General features: G+C 65.2%; 20 protein-coding genes and 1 tRNA gene. 15 read left to right on the top strand and 6 right to left on the bottom strand.

The genetic code is table 11. The annotated features are described in order from the left end of the window. Positions 1 to 4: 4 nt before the first annotated feature. Positions 5 to 478 carry a 30S ribosomal protein S15 gene (locus NOV86_RS00240; protein ID WP_267639205.1) on the bottom strand — a complete coding sequence of 158 codons (474 nt, stop codon included), beginning with the start codon at positions 476 to 478 and terminating at the stop codon, positions 5 to 7. Between the two features lie 292 nt (positions 479 to 770). On the opposite strand from NOV86_RS00240, the gene NOV86_RS00245 reads away from it, so the two are divergent. Further along, a tRNA-Ala gene (locus tag NOV86_RS00245) sits at positions 771 to 842 on the top strand. A gap of 422 nt (positions 843 to 1,264) precedes the next feature. Continuing rightward, positions 1,265 to 2,296 carry an outer membrane protein assembly factor BamB family protein gene (locus tag NOV86_RS00250; RefSeq protein WP_267639206.1) on the top strand — a complete coding sequence of 344 codons (1,032 nt, stop codon included), beginning with the start codon at positions 1,265 to 1,267 and terminating at the stop codon, positions 2,294 to 2,296. A gap of 72 nt (positions 2,297 to 2,368) precedes the next feature. Here the strand turns inward: NOV86_RS00250 and NOV86_RS00255 are convergent, their stop codons facing one another. Both NOV86_RS00255 and NOV86_RS00260 read right to left on the bottom strand, forming a co-directional pair. After that, positions 2,369 to 3,169, bottom strand: coding sequence for a hypothetical protein (locus NOV86_RS00255; RefSeq protein WP_267639207.1), 801 nt, complete (start codon positions 3,167 to 3,169; stop codon positions 2,369 to 2,371). A 67-nt stretch (positions 3,170 to 3,236) separates the two neighbouring features. Next, positions 3,237 to 3,854, bottom strand: a complete 618-nt coding sequence (locus NOV86_RS00260) for a GNAT family N-acetyltransferase (RefSeq protein ID WP_267639208.1) — start codon at positions 3,852 to 3,854, stop codon at positions 3,237 to 3,239. Between the two features lie 179 nt (positions 3,855 to 4,033). Between NOV86_RS00260 and NOV86_RS00265 the strand changes: the two genes are divergently transcribed. From NOV86_RS00265 to NOV86_RS00305, 9 genes are all read left to right on the top strand, one after another. Then, positions 4,034 to 4,267: a DUF7385 family protein gene (locus NOV86_RS00265; RefSeq protein WP_267639209.1), complete on the top strand. Its 234-nt coding sequence runs from the start codon at positions 4,034 to 4,036 to the stop codon at positions 4,265 to 4,267. Between the two features lie 57 nt (positions 4,268 to 4,324). After that, positions 4,325 to 4,750 (top strand): DUF8009 family protein, encoded by a 426-nt coding sequence (locus NOV86_RS00270; protein WP_267639210.1) that lies wholly within the window; start codon positions 4,325 to 4,327, stop codon positions 4,748 to 4,750. Between the two features lie 77 nt (positions 4,751 to 4,827). Next, a complete protein-coding gene (locus NOV86_RS00275) occupies positions 4,828 to 6,006 on the top strand; it encodes a M24 family metallopeptidase (protein WP_267639211.1) in 1,179 nt (392 codons plus the stop codon). 254 nt (positions 6,007 to 6,260) lie between these two features. Beyond that, complete coding sequence (locus NOV86_RS00280; protein ID WP_267639212.1) at positions 6,261 to 7,088, top strand: prephenate dehydrogenase/arogenate dehydrogenase family protein; 828 nt, start codon at positions 6,261 to 6,263, stop codon at positions 7,086 to 7,088. After that, the gene (locus NOV86_RS00285; protein WP_267639213.1) at positions 7,085 to 8,500 is read left to right on the top strand and encodes a small ribosomal subunit Rsm22 family protein; all 1,416 of its coding nucleotides are present in this window, start codon (positions 7,085 to 7,087) and stop codon (positions 8,498 to 8,500) included. The genes NOV86_RS00280 and NOV86_RS00285 overlap by 4 nt, the downstream gene beginning before the upstream one ends. Positions 8,501 to 8,598: 98 nt before the next feature. Next, on the top strand, positions 8,599 to 8,862 hold the full coding sequence (locus NOV86_RS00290) for an Htur_1727 family rSAM-partnered candidate RiPP (RefSeq protein WP_267639214.1): 264 nt from the start codon (positions 8,599 to 8,601) through the stop codon (positions 8,860 to 8,862). Positions 8,863 to 8,882: 20 nt separating this feature from the next. Beyond that, the gene (locus NOV86_RS00295) at positions 8,883 to 10,097 is read left to right on the top strand and encodes a TIGR04347 family pseudo-SAM/SPASM protein (protein ID WP_267639215.1); all 1,215 of its coding nucleotides are present in this window, start codon (positions 8,883 to 8,885) and stop codon (positions 10,095 to 10,097) included. A gap of 75 nt (positions 10,098 to 10,172) precedes the next feature. Then, a complete protein-coding gene (gene surE / locus NOV86_RS00300; protein ID WP_267639216.1) occupies positions 10,173 to 10,970 on the top strand; it encodes a 5'/3'-nucleotidase SurE in 798 nt (265 codons plus the stop codon). Positions 10,971 to 11,022: 52 nt separating this feature from the next. Beyond that, on the top strand, positions 11,023 to 11,253 hold the full coding sequence (locus NOV86_RS00305; protein ID WP_267639217.1) for an Rdx family protein: 231 nt from the start codon (positions 11,023 to 11,025) through the stop codon (positions 11,251 to 11,253). A gap of 1 nt (position 11,254) precedes the next feature. On the opposite strand, the gene NOV86_RS00310 is transcribed toward NOV86_RS00305, so the two are convergent. The 3 genes from NOV86_RS00310 to NOV86_RS00320 all read right to left on the bottom strand — a co-directional run bounded on the left by NOV86_RS00310 (position 11,255) and on the right by NOV86_RS00320 (position 16,522). Beyond that, complete coding sequence (locus NOV86_RS00310; protein ID WP_267639218.1) at positions 11,255 to 12,214, bottom strand: hypothetical protein; 960 nt, start codon at positions 12,212 to 12,214, stop codon at positions 11,255 to 11,257. After that, complete coding sequence (locus NOV86_RS00315; RefSeq protein ID WP_267639219.1) at positions 12,211 to 15,648, bottom strand: PKD domain-containing protein; 3,438 nt, start codon at positions 15,646 to 15,648, stop codon at positions 12,211 to 12,213. Before NOV86_RS00315 ends, NOV86_RS00310 begins: the two co-directional genes overlap by 4 nt. A 109-nt stretch (positions 15,649 to 15,757) precedes the next feature. After that, on the bottom strand, positions 15,758 to 16,522 hold the full coding sequence (locus tag NOV86_RS00320) for a CehA/McbA family metallohydrolase (protein ID WP_267639220.1): 765 nt from the start codon (positions 16,520 to 16,522) through the stop codon (positions 15,758 to 15,760). Between the two features lie 111 nt (positions 16,523 to 16,633). Here NOV86_RS00320 and NOV86_RS00325 point away from each other — a divergent pair, with 111 nt between their 5' ends. From NOV86_RS00325 to aroC, 4 genes are all read left to right on the top strand, one after another. Further along, complete coding sequence (locus tag NOV86_RS00325) at positions 16,634 to 16,831, top strand: HVO_2922 family protein (RefSeq protein ID WP_267639221.1); 198 nt, start codon at positions 16,634 to 16,636, stop codon at positions 16,829 to 16,831. Between the two features lie 105 nt (positions 16,832 to 16,936). Next, positions 16,937 to 18,217 carry a 3-phosphoshikimate 1-carboxyvinyltransferase gene (aroA, locus tag NOV86_RS00330; protein WP_267639222.1) on the top strand — a complete coding sequence of 427 codons (1,281 nt, stop codon included), beginning with the start codon at positions 16,937 to 16,939 and terminating at the stop codon, positions 18,215 to 18,217. A gap of 73 nt (positions 18,218 to 18,290) precedes the next feature. Next, a complete protein-coding gene (locus NOV86_RS00335; protein ID WP_267639223.1) occupies positions 18,291 to 19,526 on the top strand; it encodes an alkaline phosphatase family protein in 1,236 nt (411 codons plus the stop codon). A gap of 250 nt (positions 19,527 to 19,776) precedes the next feature. Further along, positions 19,777 to 20,922, top strand: coding sequence for a chorismate synthase (gene aroC / locus NOV86_RS00340; protein ID WP_267639224.1), 1,146 nt, complete (start codon positions 19,777 to 19,779; stop codon positions 20,920 to 20,922). The last annotated feature ends 20 nt before the right edge of the window (positions 20,923 to 20,942 follow it).

A 20,942-nucleotide genomic window follows, 5' to 3' on the forward strand; every position in this document is an offset into this window, starting at 1 on the left:
CAGCTCAGTTACTTTCTTCGAGGAGTTCTTCGGCTTCTTCGTAGGAGTACTCGAAGTCGGCGTCCAGCTCGTCACCGCGGTAGTACGAGACGAGGCGGCGGACCTTCGACTCCGTGTTCTGGAGTGCGCGCTTGTTCTGGAAGTCCTGCTGGTTCTCCTCCATGTGTGCACGGAGGCGAACAGCACGCTCCATCAGGTTGCGCAGGTCTTCGGGCAGGTCGGGCTCGGCGTCGTGCTCTTCGAGGATCTCGGTGACCTTCTTGCCCGTCGCCAGCTTGACGTTGGGGACGGGTGTGCCGGTCACGCCCTCGTCGCGCAGCTTCATGCCGATCTGGGACGGCTCGTAGCCCTGCTCTGCCAGTTCGACGACGCGCTCTTCGATCTTCTCGGCGTCGACGTCACTCCACTCCGGGGGTTCATCCGTCACGGGTCGGTCCGAACCGGACTTGCCGCGACGGCGGGTGTGCATTCTGGCCATTGGTAGATGATAGGAACAACAGACCGCGAAAGACGTGTGAATCCGACAGAGACAGCTGTCCCTGTCGGGAGCACCTCCGTAATCCCAAGCCGGCGGAAGCCCGCCGGCGAGTCAGATTTACGGCCGTGCTGTTCCCGCGTGTTGGTTGCTTGGTGCGCCTCTAAAGGGTTTCTACTCGCTCGCGCGAGACACCACCGTTTCGTGTGAAGCGCCGACACGGGAGGCGGTGCCGTCGCCGACTTGATTCGAGAGGTTTATCAATACCCCCCGACCAACTAATGAATGCGTTCGAGGGCTCGTAGATCAGAGGTAGATCACTCCCTTGGCATGGGAGAGGCCCCGGGTTCAAATCCCGGCGAGTCCACTTCCTTCCCTCGTTTCACTCGGTCAGTCAGTGGACTCGCCGTAGTCCCTTTCACTCGCTTCGCTCGCTCAAGGGACTCCCGGCGAGTCCTGTTTTGTGTTAGTTCGGTTTCGTCGAGTTGGTAGACATCATCTGGGACTGCGCCGAGGTCGGCAGACCATCGCTGGCCAGACCCATCCAGGATAAGTTATATATTTCTGACCTCTCGAACCAGAAGCGTGGGGCGCAAATTCAATCGTAGAAGCGTTCTTCGACACCTTACTGTCGGCGTGGTCGGAGGGGCCGCTGGGTGCCTGCGATTAGACGAGTCAAGTTCGACGAGGAGTACATCCCGTAATGGCACCCAGACAGGGGCGGAGACGGGCACGGCCGGTACAGACACGGTGCCGTCGTCGCCACCAGAGTCGCTCCCGGCACTCGGTATGGACGTGGTCTGGAACGTAGATAACCCCTTCAGGGACATAACGGGACTGCCGAGGCGGACGAATACACTCGTCGCGGAGCACGGCCTCTACACGGTCGGCGGTAACACGGGGACGGTCACTCGGCTGGACCCCGACAGTGGGACGCGCGAATGGGTTCGGGAACTCGGAGACCACATCGACCGCCCAGAGACCGTCCAGGTCATGCCAGACCGGTCATTTCTCACCGCAGCGACCGACGACGAGACGCTCCACGCCCTCGACGTATCGACCGGGGAGACCCGATGGACACAGTCGCTAGATTCCACCGTCGAGGCCGTCAGCCTCACCGACGACTCGGTCGTCGTTGCCTGGAGTGGAGAGAGTAGCGACGACGCAAGCGGCGTCGGCTGTCTGGCCGGAGAAGACGGGACGTGGCGGTGGGACCAATCGAAAGCAGCGCTCAGGGAGGCGACCGGATATGATCCCATTCTGCCGAGAACGCTATCGGAGCCGTTCGACGAGACCGTGTACGTTGGAACCCCGAATATCGGCTTCCGGGTTCGGACCACCGAGGGGTCGGTCGTCGGTGAGGCACCGTCAGGAACCCACCGTCCGTTACTCGGCGACGACAGCATCTACATCCCCGGGTTGGATTGGGTAGACGCCGTAACTCTCTCGTCGTTCAGCCATCTGTGGACAGCAGAGCCGTCAGAGAGCCTCTCGACTGGCATCGCACTGACCGACAGCGGAGTGTACTTCGGGGCGAGAGACCACGGGCTCTACGGAATCGCGAGGGAGACAGGAGACCGGTTGTGGCGGTACGAGATGGAGAGTGAGGTCGAGACGACACCGGCAATCGCGGCTGGGCTGGTCTGGACCTCCGAGCGCGAGACCGACGACCGCCTGGTCGCTGTGGACGCGGAGACCGGGAGGCCGGTCGGGCAGTTCCTCGTCGGCGGTGAAGTTCAGGCGGTCACTGGTTCGGACGATGCGCTCTACGTGTTCACCAGCGAACAGACGTACCGACTTAACCCCAGTAGTATCGAGTGACACACCGAATCAACGGCGGGTCAGGGTCGTGAGTGACTCGGGTCGGTCAGCAACGGAACACTGGAACCTGATTTACACGGTGGTGAACGAGATGTCGTCGAGCCAGAGGTAAGACTCGTCACCATAGCTGGCGCTGGACCTGAACACGAGTTGATGGGGTGCCTCGACGTCGAGGGCCGTCTCCGAGAAGTCGACCGACCCACGGGCGATCTCCGTGTCGTTGTGGTAGCCGATTACGGTGTCACCTCGGCGTTCGACCCGTATCCGGTGTTGGGTCCGTGGGTCGAACGTTTCAAACGAGACCTCGGTCGATGTCCCAAGCGCATGAAAGACTGCTTTCCCGTTCGCCGGTTGCCGACGTGCCGACCCGATTTTGAGGTGCGGAATCGTGTCGGTGACGGGGTCAGTCCGACTGCCGTACGTGGATACGTCGACAAGGTCGACGTGGACCCCACGGTTATCGGGGTCCGGAGTCCGGAACGAGTATTCGAAATCGAAGTCGCCGTCGATTTCGATGACCGGGTCGGCCGTGACGAGTCCGTTACCGTCTGCCTCGCTATGGAGATGTAACGCGTACGAGCCCTCCAACGTCGAGGTTTCTTTCACAGTCCACTCGTTCAACGGCGGTCGCTCGCCCTGTTGCGGGCCGTCGAAGCCGCCGCTCTGTAACCAGAGAATCCGCCACGAGTCGTCGTACGAACCGTCTTCGAACCGTTCCTGGAACGACGACGGATCGGTGCGCGTGGCTGTGTCGGTGACGGCTGTTCGGGTGGTCGACCCCCCACCGTTCTCCAGCCGGAGACAACCGGTCAGGGCTGGGACGGTACTACCTGCAAGTGTTTCGAGGACTCCTCGCCGTGACGTCCACCTCATTGTGGTGTCGAGATATATCAATCCAGTGTAAAGCGCTTTGCGGTCGGTTCTGTGGGATCTCGACGGGTCAGGCTAGCGCGGGAGACCGCTCCGCAGGCGCCAACCGAACCTCTTCCGCAACCTCCTGCCCGAAGTCCAGTTCCATCCGCAACTCGTTCCCCTCACGCTTCGTGACCTCGAAGCCCAGCCTGCGATACACCGCAATCGCGGCCTCGTTGTCGTCCACGACGTGCAGGCACAACCCGTCGTGCTCCGAGTCGGCAGCGTAGGCGATGGCGTGCTTGGTCAGTTCCGTCCCGATGCCACGGCCGTGGGCGTCCTGGTGGACGTAGACGAGGAACTCGGGCAGGCCGTTCGCACCGCCCGCGAAGCCGGCGTGGCCGAGCACCCGATCTCCGTCGACCGCGACGACGTTGGTCCCGTTCTCGCGGAGGCGGTCGAGCCACCGGCGGATCTCGCTCTCGCGGATAGGTGGTAGGCCCATCGAGCGGTGTTCCGGGGCGTAGTCGGTGTACATCTCGACGAGTGGCTCGACGTGTTCGTCGGTCAGGGGAACCACGAGCAGTGGGTGCCCGTGCTTGTCGACGAACCGGGGGCAGCGCGGCGGACAGAAGGGCGTCCCCTCGCATTCGCCGTGGTTCCAGGCGCAGGCTGCGGTGGTGTCGGCGGCCATGACTGTTCTCACCGTAACCTTTGCATGGAAGGGACCTATCGATATTGCAGCCTATACGCGGGGTTTATATATTATCACGGGGCGATTCCGTCGTGCCCCACCCAGCGAGTCCCGGCACGGACGCGATGGTCGGCTTCACGACCCGGGAACCACCGCCAAGAGTTATCACACCACGGCCCGCACCTCGTGCCATGGACGACGAGACCTACGAGGAGCTCGTACAGTCGGTGACTCCCCGGGAGACCGTCGGCGGCGTCAAGACCTACCAGAACACGGTGGCGATGGCGTGTCCGGCCTGCGAGGAGCCGTTCGACGACCTGGTCGTCTGCGAAGACGAGTACAACAGTCTCGAGCTGAGCAAGATGCTGGACCTGTGCGTGACGACCCACGAGGGGGACGTACTGCTGTTCACGCACAAGCCCTGACCGGTCGCCCCTTTTCCGACCGCTGGCCTCAATAGCGTCAGCCACGCAGACACGGGTATGCCAGGCGAGAGCCACGACCCGACCGACATCCGGTCCATCGCGGTCCACGCCGACGACGTGGTCACCGCACTGGAGGCGACCGAGCAGGGTCGCGACGCGGTCCTCCGGGTCACGGCCCCCTTCGCGGGCCGGGTCCGGGCGCGCATCCACCTCGTCCAGACCGCCGAACCGGCCGACGACGGGGGTGACGGACCGGGGCCGATTCGCATCCCGCCGGGGAAACTGGTCGCCGAGGACGCTCCCGCGTACCCGCACGCTCACGAGACCGAGCCCGACGGGGACTACGACGTGGAGGCGCACCACGAGCGACACGCCGAGGAGCTGGCCACGTGGCGCGAGCAGGTCCGCGAGCACTTCGTCGAGACGGTCGAACTGGACCTGCCGACGGAGAACCATCGCGTGGACGTGAAGGTGCTGGGCTGAGACAGGGCTGGGGGCCTGTCGCGAACGGACGCCCGGAACCGGGACCGTTTTGGCGGCTGGCCGTGCAGGGGAGCAACATGGAACCCGACTTCGCCGCCCTCGACGAGTTCCTCGCAGACGAGGGGCTCGATGGGTACGCGTTCCTCGACGACGAGTCGAACTCCAACCTCTACTACACGACCGGTTTCGGCGCACCGGATCCGTTCTTCGCGGTCTACACGCCCGACGCCATCGGCGTGCTCGTCTCCTCGCTGGAGTACGGGCGCGCCAAGAAAGAGGGTCGGGCCGACGTGGTGAAACGCCACGGCGACTACGACATCCAGGCCAAGCGCGAGGAACACGGCGACGACGCCTTCTTCGTCGTCATCGGCGAGTTCCTCGAGGACCTCGGCGTCTCCTCGCTCGCGGTCGAGACGGACTTCGGCGTCGGCGCGGCCGACAAGCTCCGCGATGACGGCTTCACGGTGAGGCCCGACGAGGACGGCGTCGTCGACGACATCCGGGCCGTCAAGACCGACGAGGAGGTCGACCACGTGCGCGAGGCCCAGCGCGCCAACGAGGCCGCGATGGCCCGCGCCGAGGAGCTCGTCCGCGAGGCGAGCGTCGAGGACGGCGTCCTCTACCGCCCCGACGCCGACGAACCCCTCACCAGCGAGTTCGTCAAGCAGGAGATCGAGATCACCCTGCTTCGCCACGACTGTTCGCTGGACGAGACCATCGTCGCCTGCGGGCAGGACGCCGCGGACCCCCACGACCGCGGCTCCGGCCCCCTCGAAGCCGACGAGTTCGTCATCGTGGACATCTTCCCGCGGCACAAGGCCTCGCGCTACCACTCCGACATGACCCGGACCTTCCTCAAGGGCGAGCCATCCGAGACCCAGCGCGAGTGGTACGAGGTCACCGACGAGGCCCGCAAGGCCGCCCTCGACGCGGTCGAACCGGGCGCGACCGGCGAGGCGGTCAACCAGGCCGTCATCGACGTCTACCAGGACGCGGGCTACCCGACCATCTTCACCGACCCGCAGACCGAGACGGGGTTCATCCACTCGACCGGCCACGGCGTCGGCCTCGACGTCCACGAGGGCCCCTCCATCAGTATCCGCGGCGAGGAGCTCGAACCCGGTCACGTCATCACCATCGAGCCGGGTCTGTACGACCCCGACGTCGGCGGCGTCCGCATCGAGGACATCGTCGTCGTCACCGAGGACGGCTACGAGAACCTGACCGACTACCCCATCGAACTCGTCGTCGACTGAGCCGCCGCCGCCGACGCGGCCCTCGTATCACCACCGAGCGCCGCCGGCACGGCGGTTATCAAGGCTTAAAAACTCCCTCGCGGTAGAGTGAGGTAAGATCATGGAACTTCGCGCATTCACCCCCGGTGGGGCGTTCAACTGGCTCATCATCATCATCCTCGGACTCATCGTGCTGACGACGGTGCTGTTCGTGTACGCCGGCTGGATCTGACCGACCGAACTCCTTTTCAGAACCCGTGCGCTACCCGACTTCGATGACGACACTGGTCGTCGGCGCGGGCGCGATGGGTCGCTGGGTAGCGCAGACGGTCCCCGGCGACGTCGCCTTCGCCGACACCGACCCGGCAGCCGCCGAGGCAGCGGCCGCCACCGTCGGTGGGCGGGCCGTCGCGCTCGACACCGACGAGACGTTCGAGGCGGTCTGCCTCGCGGTCCCGATGACGGTCGTCGCCCAGGCCATCGCAGACCACGCCGGGACGGCCGAGCAGGCTATCTACGACGTCACCGGTGAGATGGCGACGCCCGTCGAGGCGATGCGCGAGCACGCCCCCGACCTGGAGCGGGTGAGTTTCCACCCCCTCTTCGCGCCCGAGAACGCGCCGGGGAACGTCCCGGTCGTCGCGGACTCGCCAGGGCCGGTCACGGACGCGGTCCGCGAGGCGATGACCGACGCCGGCAACGACGTGTTCGAGACCACCGTCGCCGAGCACGACGAGGCGATGCGTTCGGTCCAGGCGAAGGCCCACGCCGCGATTCTCGCCTACGGACTGGCGGCCGACGAGGTCGACGACCGGTTCCATACCCCGGTCTCGGCCGTGCTCGACGACCTCGTCGGGCAGGTGACCGGCGGCGAAGAGCACGTCTACGCGAGCATCCAGCGCGTCTTCGGCGGGGCGGCCGAGGTGGCCGACGCGGCGAGCAGAATCGCCGCTGCCGCGGGCGACCACGACGAACAGCCCGACGAATATAGCGACGCCTTCGCGGCACTCTACCGGGAAGCCGGGCGAGCACACCACGACAGCGACATAGCACAGGCGACCGACCGAGACACCACAGACGAGACGGACGAGTCCCCAGAATGACCCAGCGAGACGACATCGTCGCGAACGCGAAGTACCTGAAGAACGTCAGACCCATCGACCCCGAGGAGGTGTACGAGTACGTCGAGGGGCAACCCCATCCCGCCATCGTGCGCCAGACGCTTCGCGACGAGGCACTCGACCTCGGACTGGTCGAACGCCCGGACGGGACGTTCGCGCCGGTCCCCGAGGACCCGGTGACGACGACCGTCGAGACGGTCGAGGCGCTCCCGGAGGTGTACGACCAGGAGCTCCAGGACCTGCTCGTCGAGCGTTTCGGCCTCGACTGGGCCGAGGGCGATTCCGGCGACACCCTCCGAACCACCATCCGGCGGCTCAAGGACGACTACTACCGCCGCCGGGAGGTCGAGTACGACGAGGTCGCCTCCCTCGGGTACGCCATCTACCACCTGCCGGACTTCTACGCGGCCGTCCAGTACGTACTGAACGACCTCGTCGCGAAGCGACTGCTCCCCCGGACCCTGCGCGTCCTCGACGTCGGTGCGGGCGTCGGCGGGCCGGCGCTCGGCCTGCACGACTTCCTGCCCGAGGAGACGCTGGTCGACTACCACGCCGTGGAGCCGTCGGCCGCGACCGGGGTCCTCGACCGCCTGCTCGAATGCACCGCGCCGAGTTTCCACACCCGCATCACGCAGACGACCGCCGAGGCGTTCGAGCCCGAAGGCGAGTACGACCTCGTCCTGTTCGGGAACGTCCTGAACGAACTCGAAGACCCCGAGGCCGTGGTCCGGAAGTACCTCGACCACCTCGCGGACGACGGGTCGATACTCGCGCTCGCGCCCGCCGACAAGAACACCAGCACAGGGCTTCGAGAGGTCGAACGCGCCGTCACCGACGAGGCGACGGTCTACTCGCCGACGGTCCGGCTCTGGCCCACCGAGGAACCGAGCGACCGCGGCTGGTCGTTCGACGTGCGCCCGGACCTCGCCACCCCGGAGACACAGCGACGACTCGACGAGGCGACCCCGGAAGACGACGGGGGCCACGAGCCGGGCGAGTTCTGCAACGTCGACGTGCAGTTCTCCTACAGCCTCCTCCGCAGGGACGGCGCGTGCATCCTCGACGTGACCCCCAGCGCGGACAGCTACGCCCGGATGGCCGACATGGACACCCACGTCTCGAACCGCATCGACCTGCTCGCGGTCAAGCTCTCGCACAACCTCGCCGAACCGGACGCGAACCCCCTGTTCAAGATCGGCGACGGCTCCGAGGACACCGACCACTACGCCGTCTCGGTGAAGGAGACCAGCCTCAACCGCGACCTCCACGCGGCGGCCTACGGCGACCTGCTCGCGTTCGAGTCCGTCCTCGCGCTGTGGAACGACGACGAGGAGGCGTACAACCTCGTCGTGGACGAGGAGACCGTCGTCGACCGGATTCCGAAGCCGGTCTGACTGCTGGTGTACCTTCTCGACCCGAACATCCTCACCCTCGTTCTCAGCCGATGAAAATCTGCGAGAGTGCCTTTTGAGTCCCTCCCAAAGCCGCGAGTATGCCAGCGGAGGACCGAAAGCGCGTCAGCGATGCACCGCGAGCGACCGACGGCTCGGAGTGGGAGGTCTTCGTCCGCGAGACGAGCACCGACCCCATGCAGCACGTCGGCAGCGTCACGGCGGACACCTGGGACCTCGCCTACGAGCAGGCCGCCGCGCTGTTCTCCTTTACCGCCGAGGACCTCTGGCTCTGCCCGGCCGACGCGGTGCACCGCTTCACCCCCTCGACGCTCGACGAGGCCGCGACCCCCGCGGGCGACTGACACGCACGAACTCACGAACCATGATATCCGTCTCGAAGCTACTGTGTGGGCTCGACGCCGAGGGCGACGGCCTCCGGTACGACGCCGCCGACGAATCGGACAAAGAACAGATATCCGAGGAGAAACAGCGCCGCCCGGTCGTCGTCTGGAACACGACGCGTGGCTGCAACCTCTACTGCGAGCACTGCTACGCCAGCGCCTGCGACAGCGGGGCCGACGGCGAGTTCTCCACCACCGAGGGCAAGCGACTCCTCGACGACCTCGCGGACTACGGCGTCCCCGTCGTGCTGTTCTCGGGCGGTGAACCCCTGGTCAGGCCCGACCTCGTCGAACTCGTCGACTACGCCGCCGACGTGGGCCTCCGACCCGTCCTCTCGACAAACGGGACGCTCATCACCGACGAACGGGCCCAGCAACTCGCGGACGCGGGCCTCGCCTACGCCGGCATCTCGGTCGACGGGATGGCCGAGACGAACGACCACTTCCGCGGGCAGGACGGCGCCTTCGACGCCGCCGTCCGGGGCATCGAACACTGCCTCGACGCCGGCCTGAAGACCGGGCTCCGGTACACCATCACCCAGCACAACCGCGACGACCTGCGCGACATCGTCGACCTGCTCGCAGACACCGGCCTCGACCGGTTCTGCTTCTACCACCTCGCCTACGGTGGCAGGGGCGCGGACATCTCGGACACCGACCTCTCGACCGAGGCCAGACGGGAGGCCGTCAGGGAGGTCTGTGACCTCACCCGTGCCTACCACGACGACGGCCACGAGATCGAGACGCTCCTGGTCGGTAACTACGCCGACGCCGGCTTCATCACCGAGTACGCCCGCCGCGAGATGAGCGAGGAGCGCGCCCGGACCGTCCGGCGCTACCTTGAGACCAACGGCGGCGACCCCGCCGGCGAGCGCGTCGCCGACATCGACTACCAGGGCAACGTCCACCTCAACCAGTTCTGGCAGTCCTACAGCCTCGGCAACGTCCGCGACCGTTCCTTCGGCGACATCTGGGAGGACGACTCCAACCCCCTCGTGAACGCACTTCGGAACCGCGAGGACCGGCTGCAGGGCCGGTGTACCGACTGCCAGTACGCCGATATCTGCAAGGGTGGGTCGCCCCTCCGGTCGCTCGCCGTCCACGACGACCCCTTCGCGCCCGACCCGCAGTGCTACCTCACCCCCGAAGAGCGGATGCCCGACACCGGCGGTGTGCAGCCGGCGGGCGCGGACTGAGCCGGCGGCTTCGACAGCCCACCGGCCAGTTCCCCGAACGGTGCCCTTTTGCCGACCCCCTCCGTCGCTTCCGCCATGAGCGGTTCGCCCGAGATCCTCCTCACCAACGACGACGGTATCGACAGCCCGGGGTTCCACGCCCTCTACGACGCCCTCGGCGAGGTCGGCAACGTCACCGCGGTCGCCCCCGCCGACGACCAGAGCGCCGTCGGACGCTCCATGTCCAACAAGGTCGACGTCGAAGAACACGAGCTCGGCTACGCGGTCCACGGCACCCCCGCGGACTGCGTCGTCGCCGGGCTCCAGTCCCTCGGTCCCGACCCCGACATCGTGGTCTCCGGTGCGAACAAGGGCGCGAACCTCGGGCACTACGTCCTCGGTCGCTCCGGCACCGTCAGCGCCGCCGTCGAGGCCGCCTTCTTCGACGTCCCCGCTATCGCCGTCTCGCTGTACGTCCCCATCGACCCCGACGAGGACCGCGCCTGGTCCGAGGTCGAGGTCCCGAAGGAGGACTACCGCGAGGCGACCCGCGCCGCGACCTACCTCACCCGACACGCCCTCGGCGCCGGCGTCTTCGAACAGGTCGACTACCTCAACGTCAACGCGCCCCTCCCCGGCGAGGAACCCGCCCCACTGGAGGTGACCAACCCCTCGCACATGTACGAGATGGACGCGACCATCACCGACGGCACCGTCTCCCTCCACGACCGCGTCTGGGAGCGCATGGCCTCCGGCGACATCCCGGACCCCGAGGGCACCGACCGCCGCGCGGTCGTCGACGGCCGCATCAGCGTCTCCCCACTCACCGCCCCGCACACCACCGAGCACCACGAATCGCTCGACGCGCTCGCACAGACCTACCTCTCGGAGTGACGGGGTGCCAGGACCCGAACGGCTTTCATCCGCGGAGCCACGAGTATCGGCTATGCCCCACGTCGAGATCGAGTACTGCGTTCCCTGCGGTTTCCTGAACCGCGCGGAGGACCTGCAGCACGTCCTCCTCCAGACCTTCGGCGAACAGCTTGATGCCGTCACCCTCCGGACTGGCGACCACGGCATCTTCGAGGTCCGCGTCGACGGCGAGACCGTCTTCGACAAGTCCGAAGACGAGTTCGACGTCGACGAGATAACGCGAGCGGTCCGGGAGAAGCTCTAGATTACGACCGGAACCGAGAGAGCACCGACACCAGTACCACGAACCCGACGAGCAGCGCACCGGCCGCGACAGCGACCGGTTCGAGTCGCTCCCGCCAGATTGCGTCGTTCTGCTGTTTCACCGTCTCGTTCTCGTACTGGTAGACCTCGTCGTCCGGCACGGTCGCGTAGTGGGTCATGATCGGCTCGAACTCGCGGTCCCAGACCTCGGTCTCACCCGCAGGTGTCCCGGCGAATTCGACCTGGTCCTGGATGTCCGACTGGTTGTGTATCCACCCCGTGTACAGTCGGACCTCACCCGCCACTCTCATCTCCGGGTCCTCCTCGAGCGGAATGACGAGTGTCCGTCGACTCCCGTTCATCGGGACCCTGGCCTCGTAGGGGTCCGAGTGCGTTTGGAGCGACGTGACACGGACGTTGGTCAGGTACTGGACCTGCCCCTCGTTCGTGATGGTGACGCGTGCGACTGTCGTCTCCTCACCGTCGATAGTTGCGGTGTCGACCTCGACGTTCTCGATCTCGGGGAGTTCGACGCCGTTGGGGTTCTTGGAGGAGATGTTGAGCGTGTAATTGAACTCTTCAGAGTCATTGAAGGTGGATATGATGACATTGTGGGAATCTACATCACCCGCAATTATACCACTCAATTGATGGGAGTTCTTTATCGTCTCTCCAGACGATATATTAAACAATGAGTTCACAACAGTGGTCCGGTCTACACGTATATACAGGGCAGTTTCAACGCGTTGTTGACCCGGGTTTACGGCTTTGGTCGTGATTGTTAAATTACTAGGATAAAATTCTACAGTGAACTTTATTCCTTGGTCAGAATATAATTTTACAGTCTTTTCTGGAATTTCACTTTCGGTGTTATTACTAAAGATATCACCAGATTCCTCGGCTACTGCTGGAATGGGAGTAATCAGCAGCATAACAAATACGATTGTTAGAATGGCCCTCATTCGGTACACTCTCCAGTACTGTTGCAGCTATTACCTCCATCAGTGAACCTCCTGACAATACCACCCACAGAGAATGCTCCATCTTGTCGGAACTCCTTCCTGAACTCTTTAGTCTGAATAATCCTCTCTTCGCCAAGTGAATGGATAAATTCTTTCTTTTTCTCGGTGCCAGAAACTATCGCGATGGTTTCGACGACGTCCTCTTCGTCTTCGAACTCTGCGACTGTCCTGACAGCGGTCCCTTGCTTAGAGACAGTCCAGCGGGTTTCGGTGGTGGAGCCGTTGGCCCGGATGTTGCGTTGGCGGACCGCTTTAGCAGCCTCTCTGGGATCCGAGACAGTCGTGTAGGGGACCCATGCTTTCTCAGTCACAACATGATGGTTGGATGCAAAATATGTCGTCTCGCGCACCGTCTCAATCTCGGTGATTGCGAACTCATACAGCGTCCGGTCATACGAAGGTCTAACGGTGATCTTCTTCGTCTTTCCAGTGAAGGTGTGCTGGGGGCTGTGTGCGGTTCTCCCCCAGTATCTCTCCGTGTCCCAGTAATTCCTCTCACGCTCGACGGTCACCGTTCTGGTCTCTGTGACCGTTCTCTCGACGGTCTTGGTGACGGTGTGGATGTAACACCCGACTATAGGGTTACAGCGTTCTTCCTCGACTTCGATTTCGACCTGCTTGGTGACTTCCACCGTCTTTTCCACCTCTACATCGACGGTCCTGGTCTTCTGCACCTCGTACTCGAACTGCTTCACCGTCCGCTTCTGCGCAGGGACCGTCTCCTCCTTGGTCTCGCCGGTGAAGGTACCGTCACCTGATTTGGACCTGCGCCACTCCGTCCTCGTCACAGATTCCTGTCTGGTCTCCACCTCTCGGCCTGTGTCGACCCAGTCCGGGTGAATTCGGAGGAACCGCCGGCGGTTACTCGCAGATCCGAACGACTTCCGGCTGGTCTTCCTGACCCTGACCTCCTCGTAACGTTCGAGTTTGATCCCCGTCGTCACTTCCCGGGTGTCGGCGATTTCGTATCCCTGCGAGAGGTATCTTCGCAGTTCGAGCCCGTCGTCGACGGACTCGTTCAGCGTGACGTTGTCTCGCTCGACCCGGTAGGCGATGCTCTCGACCGTGAGGTTCTCGTACAGTGTCGCGTTCGTCACGTTGAGTTCGATATCGAGTGCCGGCAGCCTCGTACTCGACCTGCTTCTCTCTGGGTTCGCTGTGTTCTGGAGAACAATTTCGGGCGGAGTACGACCCGCCGCAAGCGCTGCTGCAGGTACCTCGATAGTCGCGACCTGACGCTGGAGGCGGTCGGTCGTATCATGTTGAGGAACCTCTGACTGTGGCACCGTGACCTGTCCCTGCGAGACGATATCGACGTGCCTCGATTCGGTAACGAAGTCGAGGTCGACACGGTACTCTTCCCGGGTCTTGGTGAACGCCCATGGCTCGGACGCCACGTGGAAGCGAACCGTATCCGTCGCGTTGAACGGGCCGCTGTTGGTCTTTTCGATGCTCTCAATCCCAGGGACGAAGTGGTCTAGGAAGCTCCAGTTCTTTCCAACACGTCCCCGGTTCTGGTCGGAGACGACCAGGCCACCCGATTCCCTGGATCTGAACCGACCAATACCAGGGTTACCGGGAACGTGTTCCGCACCGCCTAACCAGTCATACTCGAGCTGCGTATGGTCTGGGTCGAATGATTCTGTAGCATCGACGATGATGCCCCACTGTTGCCCGATGGGTTCTGTCCCATGAGTTTCTGTGGTTAACCGAAGTTCTGGATTGCTCGGTTCCACGACAAACGTGCTAGACAACTTCGGGTGAGCACCAGACCCACCGGCCCCATTAATATCATATCGGATGTGATGACTGTCTGGGACATATCCTGACCAATTGGACTCAAATACAACCCGGGTGTTTCCGGTCCAATGCTGTTCAACTCTACTATTTTTACTTAGTTGTTTAATTAGAGGTGAAGAGAACGAATATGACATTGAGACGTCCTCAGCATCATGCCCGTTCAAATCGACCTCCACGATGTGGTGCGCAGTGTACCGGTCCGGGTCGATACGCGAGTGGTGCGAGTCCACGGGGCCGTTCACGAACCCGGCACTGACGATCTCTATCTCTCCGACGGCCGTGACCTCCCTGTCGGTCGTCGAGCGTTGTCCACGACCGTCGACAGCGGTCAACGTCACCGTGTACGTCCGATTCGGTTCGATGTCTTCGAAACTGAACCAGGAACTCCGCGAGTCACCGAGCGTCGGGTTCCGCCCGCCGCGAGTTCCCTCCTCGTGGAATACGGTTCGGTCGTCGACGGTGACGGTAACTGACATGAGGTTCCCGTAGTCGTCGCTGGTGACGAGGTCGCCGGCGACCTGGTTCTCGCCGTCGATGTTGATGAGGCCGACCCTTGGGGCGGGGTCCGCGACGACGGCGGTCGTCCCATCGGCGAACGTCGCCACGTCGTTCGACCCGTCGGTGTAGGTGACGACGGCGAACAGCTGGTGGTCGCCGGGTTCCCACGAGATCCTCGTGCTCGTGTCCTCACCGCGGGCGCCTGCAGCGTCGAACCACGTGATGTCGTCGACGACGGCTGCCGGGGGTGCGCTCGCGAGGGAGTAGTCGGCGATGAGTGGTTGGTCGCCGGTGACGAGCTTGCTCCCGGAGACGGTCGGGTCGTACTGGGAGGCAAGTGTGGGGTCACCGCTTCCACCGCTGCCACCGGTCGACGGGGGTGTCGAGGTACTGTTGTTGCCGGAAGACGCAGCGGGGTCCACCACGTTGATACCGACCGTATCGGTGCTGGTCCGACCCTGTCGGTCGTAGAGAACGGCACGAACGGTGTGGCGGCCGGTGCTGGGGAAGGCGGGCGAGATGCTGTCGCGTCCCGCCGTGGCGACGGAGTGGTTCGCGGCGAGCGACCCGTCGACGTACCATTCGACACGGTCGAGTGGTGCAGACCCGCGGTGGAGCGTCGCGTCCACCGTCGTCGCGTTGCCCCGCTCCACGCTCGCGGGGCCGGTCACTGAGATCGCTGGGCCGCTTCCGCCGGCGACCCGCACGTAGAGCGTGTCACGGCTGGAGGAGCCGTCGTCGTCTGTCACCGTCAGCGAGACGGTGAACGTCCCGGTCTCGTTGGCGCGGAACGTCGTCTTCGCACAACTCCCACAGGCGGGTGTGACAGTCCTGCCACCGGGACTCTGGATGGTCCACTGGTAGGACTCGATGGTCCCATCGGGGTCCAGCGACCCGCGGCCGTCCAGTTCGACCGTGCGGCCGAGGGTCGCCGACTGGTCGAGGCCAGCGTCAGCGAGTGGCGGTTCGTTGTCGCCGGTGTCCATCGCGACAGTTGCAGGATGTTCGTTCGCGAGCGGCACAGCCATCGTCAGGTGAGACGTAACGAGGATCGTCACCAGAACCAATTGTTTCATCGATTGGTGTCTGGAATTAGATTCGCTATGCGTTATAAAATACCGGATTTGTCTGCATTAAATGCTGCTGGTCGACGGTAGCAATTATCAGGAAGTCGCCGACAGACCGCTAGGAATCAGACATGAAGTCCGCGATGGCACGCGGCCGGGCAGCCACGTAGGGCAGGCGCGAGGTGACCTCGTACAGGGTCTTGCGCGAGGCACCGATGGCGTACTGGCGTGTGCTCTGGAGGATCGGGGTGCGGATGCCGTGGACGCGGGTCTGGCCGGCGCGGAGCGCGTCGACGAGCTGGTCGGGAGAGACCTCGGCGGCGCTCTCGACGGGTTCCTCGAGTTCGAAGACGGTGTAGGCTCGGCCGACATTCATCAGGTAGTGGGCGTCGCTGCCGCCGACCTGTCCGTAGCCGTGTTTGTCGGCGAACCGCCGCGCGCGCCGGTTCTGGTAGCCCGTGAACACCATCGAGTTGTACACCTCGACCGCGTCGCAGTCGGTGAGTCTGGACTTGCGCACGCCGTGGCGCGTGCGCTGGAACGGGTGAGGGACGACGGCAGCGCCGCCGTGCTCACGGACGGTCTCGACCGTCTCTGCAAGTGGCTCGCCGCGGGGCGGGCGTTCGTCGACCCCGATGGCGAGCAGGTGGCCGTCGGCGGTCGAGACCTCGACGCCGGGGATACCGACGAGGCCGAACTCGTGGGCGACCTCCGCCGCGTGCCGAGACGCCTCGATGCGGTCGTGGTCCGTGATGACGACGCCGTCGAGGCCGATGTCCGCGGCGTGTTCGAGAACGAGTTCGACGGGCTCGTGACCGTCGTAGGACGCGTTGCTGTGGACATGTAGGTCCAGTGCAAGCAACGATCCGTCTCCTCCCGGCATGCCCCTATCTCCGTCTCGCGGGATAGAATATCTTGTGCTCCGACTGGTCTGTTAACACGAGTCTCACCACGCGGCAGATTTCCTTATTCCTACTGCGAGCCTACCGCGCGTATGGCAAAAGCCACGTTCGAACTGTTCACGGACAGGAAGGGGGAGTACCGCTGGCGGCTCCGCCACGACAACGGGAACATCATCGCGACGGGCGGTGAGAGCTACAGCTCGAAGGCGAGCGCGAAGAAGAACATCGAGAGCGTGCAGAAGAACGCCGGTGGCGCAGACGTGGTCGAGGTCGCCAGCACGGCGAAGTAACCGGACGATACCGCGGCAGGATCTTTTCGATGACGGCTGCCCCCGATCCGTGGGAATGTCACCGCAACCGGGAGGTCTTTGCCACGACCGGTCGTCGTCTGGTCCATGGACGTCTCTCTCACGCGGTCGACGGTGAAGGGCACCGCCCGAGCCCCGCCCTCGAAGAGCTACACGCACCGAGCCATCCTCGCGGCCGGGTTCGCCCGCGAGGCCGTTGTTCGCGACCCGCTGGTGAGCGCCGACACGCGGGCCACGATGCGCGCAGTCGAGGGCTTCGGTGGCACAGTCGACCGGGGCGACGACGGCCTCGACGTGACGGGGTTCGACGGCCAGCCCGCAGTGCCGGCCGACGTGCTCGACTGCGCGAACAGCGGGACGACGATGCGGCTGGTGACCGCGGCCGCCGGCCTCGCCGACGGTCTCACGGTCCTGACGGGCGACGAGTCGCTGCGCTCGCGACCCCAGGGGCCGCTTCTGGGCGCCCTCGAACAACTCGGCGGGCGTGCCGAGAGCACGCGCGGGAACGGCCAGGCACCACTCGTCATCAAGGGGCCCATCGCAGGCGGCACCGTCGAGATACCGGGCGACGTCTCCTCGCAGTACATCACCGCCCTGCTGATGGCCGGTGCGGTCACCGAGGACGGCATCGACGTCGATCTCCAGACCGAGCTGAAGTCCGCACCTTACGTCCAGATCACCCTCGACGTGCTGGAGTCCTTCGGCGTCGAGGCAACGCAGACGGACGAGGGCTTCAGCGTCCCCGGTGGGCAGGCCTACGACCCTGATGGCGAGTACGCCGTGCCCGGCGACTTCTCGTCCATCTCGTACCTCCTCGGGGCCGGGGCGGTCGCTGCCGAGGACGAACTCGTCGTCGAGGGCGCACAGCCCAGCGCACAGGGCGACACCGCCATCGTCGACATCGTGGAGCGGATGGGTGCCGACGTGGACTGGGACCGGGACGCGGGGACGATCACGGTCGCCAACTCGGCCCTCTCCGGCGTGACGGTTGACGTGGGCGACACTCCCGACCTGCTCCCGACCATCGCCGCCCTCGGCGCCATCGCGGACGGTGAGACCCGTATCGTGAACGCCGAGCACGTCCGGTACAAGGAGACCGACCGCGTCGCCGCGATGGCCGAGGAGCTGACGAAACTCGGCGCCAGCGTCACCGAACACGAGGACGAACTGGTCGTCCACGGCGACCAGTCGGAACTGGCGGGCGCGACCGTCGATGGACGCGGCGACCACCGCATCGTGATGGCGCTGTCGCTCGTCGGCCTCGTCGCCGACGGCGAGACGACCATCCAGGGCGCCGAACACGTGGACGTCTCCTTCCCGAACTTCTTCGACCTGCTCTACGAGCTGGGCGCGGACGTTCGCCGGTAGTCGCGAGCGCGAACCGCGCCCCCGTCGTGTCGGACCGGTAGCATCTTTTCGGCGGGTCCTGTACGGGTCGACCATGCTCCGCAGTGCTGTCGCGGCCGAACTCCGTGACGACCTCCTCCAGGACGGCTATCTCTTCCCCGATTACGACGGCTACTGTTTCGGGAACCTCCCGCACAGCCTCACGTCCCTCTTCGGCGTCGACACAGGGCGGACCCTCCCCGGAGACGTGTTCGACGACGTCCCCACCGACGTCGAGAACGTCCTCGTCGTGCTCGTCGACGGGTTCGGCTGGGCGCAGTGGCAGCGCGAACGCGAGCACCACCGGTTCCTCGGGACGCTGAGCGAGCGCGCCCGGGTGACGCCACTGACGTCCATCTACCCGAGCGAGACCGCAGCCGCCATCACGACCTTCCACACCGGTGCGCTGGCGGCCGAGCACGGCGTCGTGGGGTGGAACGTGTTCGACCCCGAGGTCGGCCGCTCCTACGAGGCGCTGCCGTTCCACTACAAGGACGGAACCGACCCCGAGTTCGCCCGGGATTCTGTCGCGAACGCGGACTCGCTCTACACGGACCTCGCGGCTGCCGGCGTCGATACGCATCACGTCGTCCCGTTCCCCTCGGTCCCGGAGGGCGTCACCAGACACCAGTACGAGTCGCTCGACGAGGTGCCCGGGGTGCTCGACGAAGCGATGGCCGCGGCCGACGGCCCTGCGTACCACTATCTCTACCTGCCCCACGTGGATCACGAGGCCCACCAGACCGGGACGCGGTCCACGGCCTACCGCGAGACCGTCGGCGACGTATTCGAGACGGTACAGCGGGCGCTCTCGGGAGTCGACGACCAGACCGCCGCGGAGACGTTGCTGGTGCTGACCGCGGACCACGGCCACGTCGACACCGACCCGGACCGGAACGTCGACCTCGATGGGTTCGACTGGCTGGTCGAATCCCTGGCGCGAGACGCAGACGACGCTCCGGTCCGCTTCGCGGGGAGCCCGCGGAACGTCCACCTGTACCTGAGCGAGGGCGCATCCGGCGCGGTAGCGACACAGCTCCGGGCGGAACTGGACGCGCGGGTCTTCGACCGGGAGGAGGTGCTCCAGGGCGACCTGTTCGGCGACGTGCCGCCCTCGGAGCCGTTCCAGCGACGGCTGGGCGACCTCGTCCTCACGCATCGGGACCTGGGGACGTGGTGGGGCGACCACGAACCGGACGAACTCGGGTTCGTCGGGATGCACGGCGGGATGCACCCCGACGAGATGCTGACGCAGGTGGCGGTCAGCAGGCTCTCGACCGTGCTGGAGTGACGGCGCTGGCGGCCGCTGGCCGGCCGGCGCGAGATGGCGAACAGGCGACGTGGAGTCTCTTGCGGGCTCGTGACGAGGCGGTTCCCCTGCACGGAGTGTCGCACGACCGCAGGCCGTGCAGGGGCGGCTCACGGGGGCATGCGGGGACTGGCCCCGTCTTCGCGTTCGAATGCTCGGGAGTCGGCGCCGTGAACAGTCGCTTCTTGCACCTTGTACAACACCTAAATCCCCGGGAACCGGAAACGGGGGTATGAACGGGAATCGGTTCGGTCGCCTCTTCCAGGTGACCACCTTCGGCGAGAGCCACGGCGAGGCGATGGGCGTGACGGTCTCCGGCTGTCCCGCCGGCCTCGAACTCGAGGAGGAGGACATCCAGCGAGAGCTCGACCGCCGCAAGCCAGGCCAGTCGATGATCACCACGAGTCGGGGCGAGCCCGACGCGGTGTCCATCAAGTCCGGGGTGCAGGACGGCTACACGACGGGCACCCCCATCGGGATGGTCATCGAGAACAAGGACGCGCGCTCCGAGAAGTACGAGCCGTTCATCACGGCCCCGCGGCCGAGCCACGGCGACTTCACCTACTCCGCGAAGTTCGGGACGCGCAACTGGGGCGGTGGCGGGCGCTCCTCCGCCCGGGAGACGGTGAACTGGGTCGCTGCCGGCGCCATCGCGAAGAAGCTACTGGCACAGGAGGGCATCGAGTTCAAGGCCCACGTCAACCAGATCGGCGACATCGAGGCGCCCGAGGTGACGTGGGAGGAGATGCTCGAACACACCGAGGAGAACGAGGTGCGGTGTGCCCACCCGGAGACGGCCGCGGAGATGCGCGACCGCATCAGTGAGTACCAGAAGGAGGGCGACTCCATCGGCGGCAGCATCTACTTCGAGGTCCGTGGCGTCCCCCGTGGCCTCGGGGCGCCCCGGTTCGACTCGCTGTCGGCCCGCCTCGGCCAGGCGATGATGGCGGTGCCGGCAGCGACCGCCTTCGAGTTCGGCCTCGGCCGCGAGGCCCGCCGCTACACCGGGAGCGAGCGCAACGACGACTGGGAGTTCGGGCCCGACGGCGACCCGAAGCCGGTCGAGAACGACCACGGCGGCATCCAGGGCGGCATCAGCACCGGCGAACCAATCTACGGTGAGGTGACGCTGCACGCGCCGACGTCCATCCCGAAGAAGCAGAAGACGGTCGACTGGGAGACCGGCGAGGAGGTCGAGGCGCAGGTCATCGGCCGGCACGACCCGGTCCTCCCACCGCGTGGCGTCCCGGTCGTCGAGTCGATGCTTGCGCTGACGCTCGTCGACTTCATGCTCCTGGGCGGGCGCATCAACCCGGACCGCGTCGATGGCAAGGTCGGCGAGTACGACACCGACTACCACCCGTCGAAGCCGGAGTGAGTCGGTCGGCTCGGGCGCTG

It is taken from the genome of Haloarchaeobius amylolyticus (assembly GCF_026616195.1).
In the GTDB taxonomy this organism is placed as follows: domain Archaea; phylum Halobacteriota; class Halobacteria; order Halobacteriales; family Natrialbaceae; genus Haloarchaeobius; species Haloarchaeobius amylolyticus.

Excerpts from the sequence above, each read along its gene's own strand:
- NOV86_RS00240 (WP_267639205.1), bottom strand. The coding sequence starts at position 478 with ATGGCCAGAATGCACACCCGCCGTCGCGGCAAGTCCGGTTCGGACCGA.
- NOV86_RS00250 (WP_267639206.1), top strand. The coding sequence starts at position 1,265 with ATGGACGTGGTCTGGAACGTAGATAACCCCTTCAGGGACATAACGGGA.
- NOV86_RS00255 (WP_267639207.1), bottom strand. The coding sequence starts at position 3,169 with ATGAGGTGGACGTCACGGCGAGGAGTCCTCGAAACACTTGCAGGTAGT.
- NOV86_RS00265 (WP_267639209.1), top strand. The coding sequence starts at position 4,034 with ATGGACGACGAGACCTACGAGGAGCTCGTACAGTCGGTGACTCCCCGG.
- NOV86_RS00270 (WP_267639210.1), top strand. The coding sequence starts at position 4,325 with ATGCCAGGCGAGAGCCACGACCCGACCGACATCCGGTCCATCGCGGTC.
- NOV86_RS00275 (WP_267639211.1), top strand. The coding sequence starts at position 4,828 with ATGGAACCCGACTTCGCCGCCCTCGACGAGTTCCTCGCAGACGAGGGG.
- NOV86_RS00280 (WP_267639212.1), top strand. The coding sequence starts at position 6,261 with ATGACGACACTGGTCGTCGGCGCGGGCGCGATGGGTCGCTGGGTAGCG.
- NOV86_RS00285 (WP_267639213.1), top strand. The coding sequence starts at position 7,085 with ATGACCCAGCGAGACGACATCGTCGCGAACGCGAAGTACCTGAAGAAC.
- NOV86_RS00290 (WP_267639214.1), top strand. The coding sequence starts at position 8,599 with ATGCCAGCGGAGGACCGAAAGCGCGTCAGCGATGCACCGCGAGCGACC.
- NOV86_RS00295 (WP_267639215.1), top strand. The coding sequence starts at position 8,883 with ATGATATCCGTCTCGAAGCTACTGTGTGGGCTCGACGCCGAGGGCGAC.
- surE (WP_267639216.1), top strand. The coding sequence starts at position 10,173 with ATGAGCGGTTCGCCCGAGATCCTCCTCACCAACGACGACGGTATCGAC.
- NOV86_RS00305 (WP_267639217.1), top strand. The coding sequence starts at position 11,023 with ATGCCCCACGTCGAGATCGAGTACTGCGTTCCCTGCGGTTTCCTGAAC.
- NOV86_RS00310 (WP_267639218.1), bottom strand. The coding sequence starts at position 12,214 with ATGAGGGCCATTCTAACAATCGTATTTGTTATGCTGCTGATTACTCCC.
- NOV86_RS00315 (WP_267639219.1), bottom strand. The coding sequence starts at position 15,648 with ATGAAACAATTGGTTCTGGTGACGATCCTCGTTACGTCTCACCTGACG.
- NOV86_RS00320 (WP_267639220.1), bottom strand. The coding sequence starts at position 16,522 with ATGCCGGGAGGAGACGGATCGTTGCTTGCACTGGACCTACATGTCCAC.
- NOV86_RS00325 (WP_267639221.1), top strand. The coding sequence starts at position 16,634 with ATGGCAAAAGCCACGTTCGAACTGTTCACGGACAGGAAGGGGGAGTAC.
- aroA (WP_267639222.1), top strand. The coding sequence starts at position 16,937 with ATGGACGTCTCTCTCACGCGGTCGACGGTGAAGGGCACCGCCCGAGCC.
- NOV86_RS00335 (WP_267639223.1), top strand. The coding sequence starts at position 18,291 with ATGCTCCGCAGTGCTGTCGCGGCCGAACTCCGTGACGACCTCCTCCAG.
- aroC (WP_267639224.1), top strand. The coding sequence starts at position 19,777 with ATGAACGGGAATCGGTTCGGTCGCCTCTTCCAGGTGACCACCTTCGGC.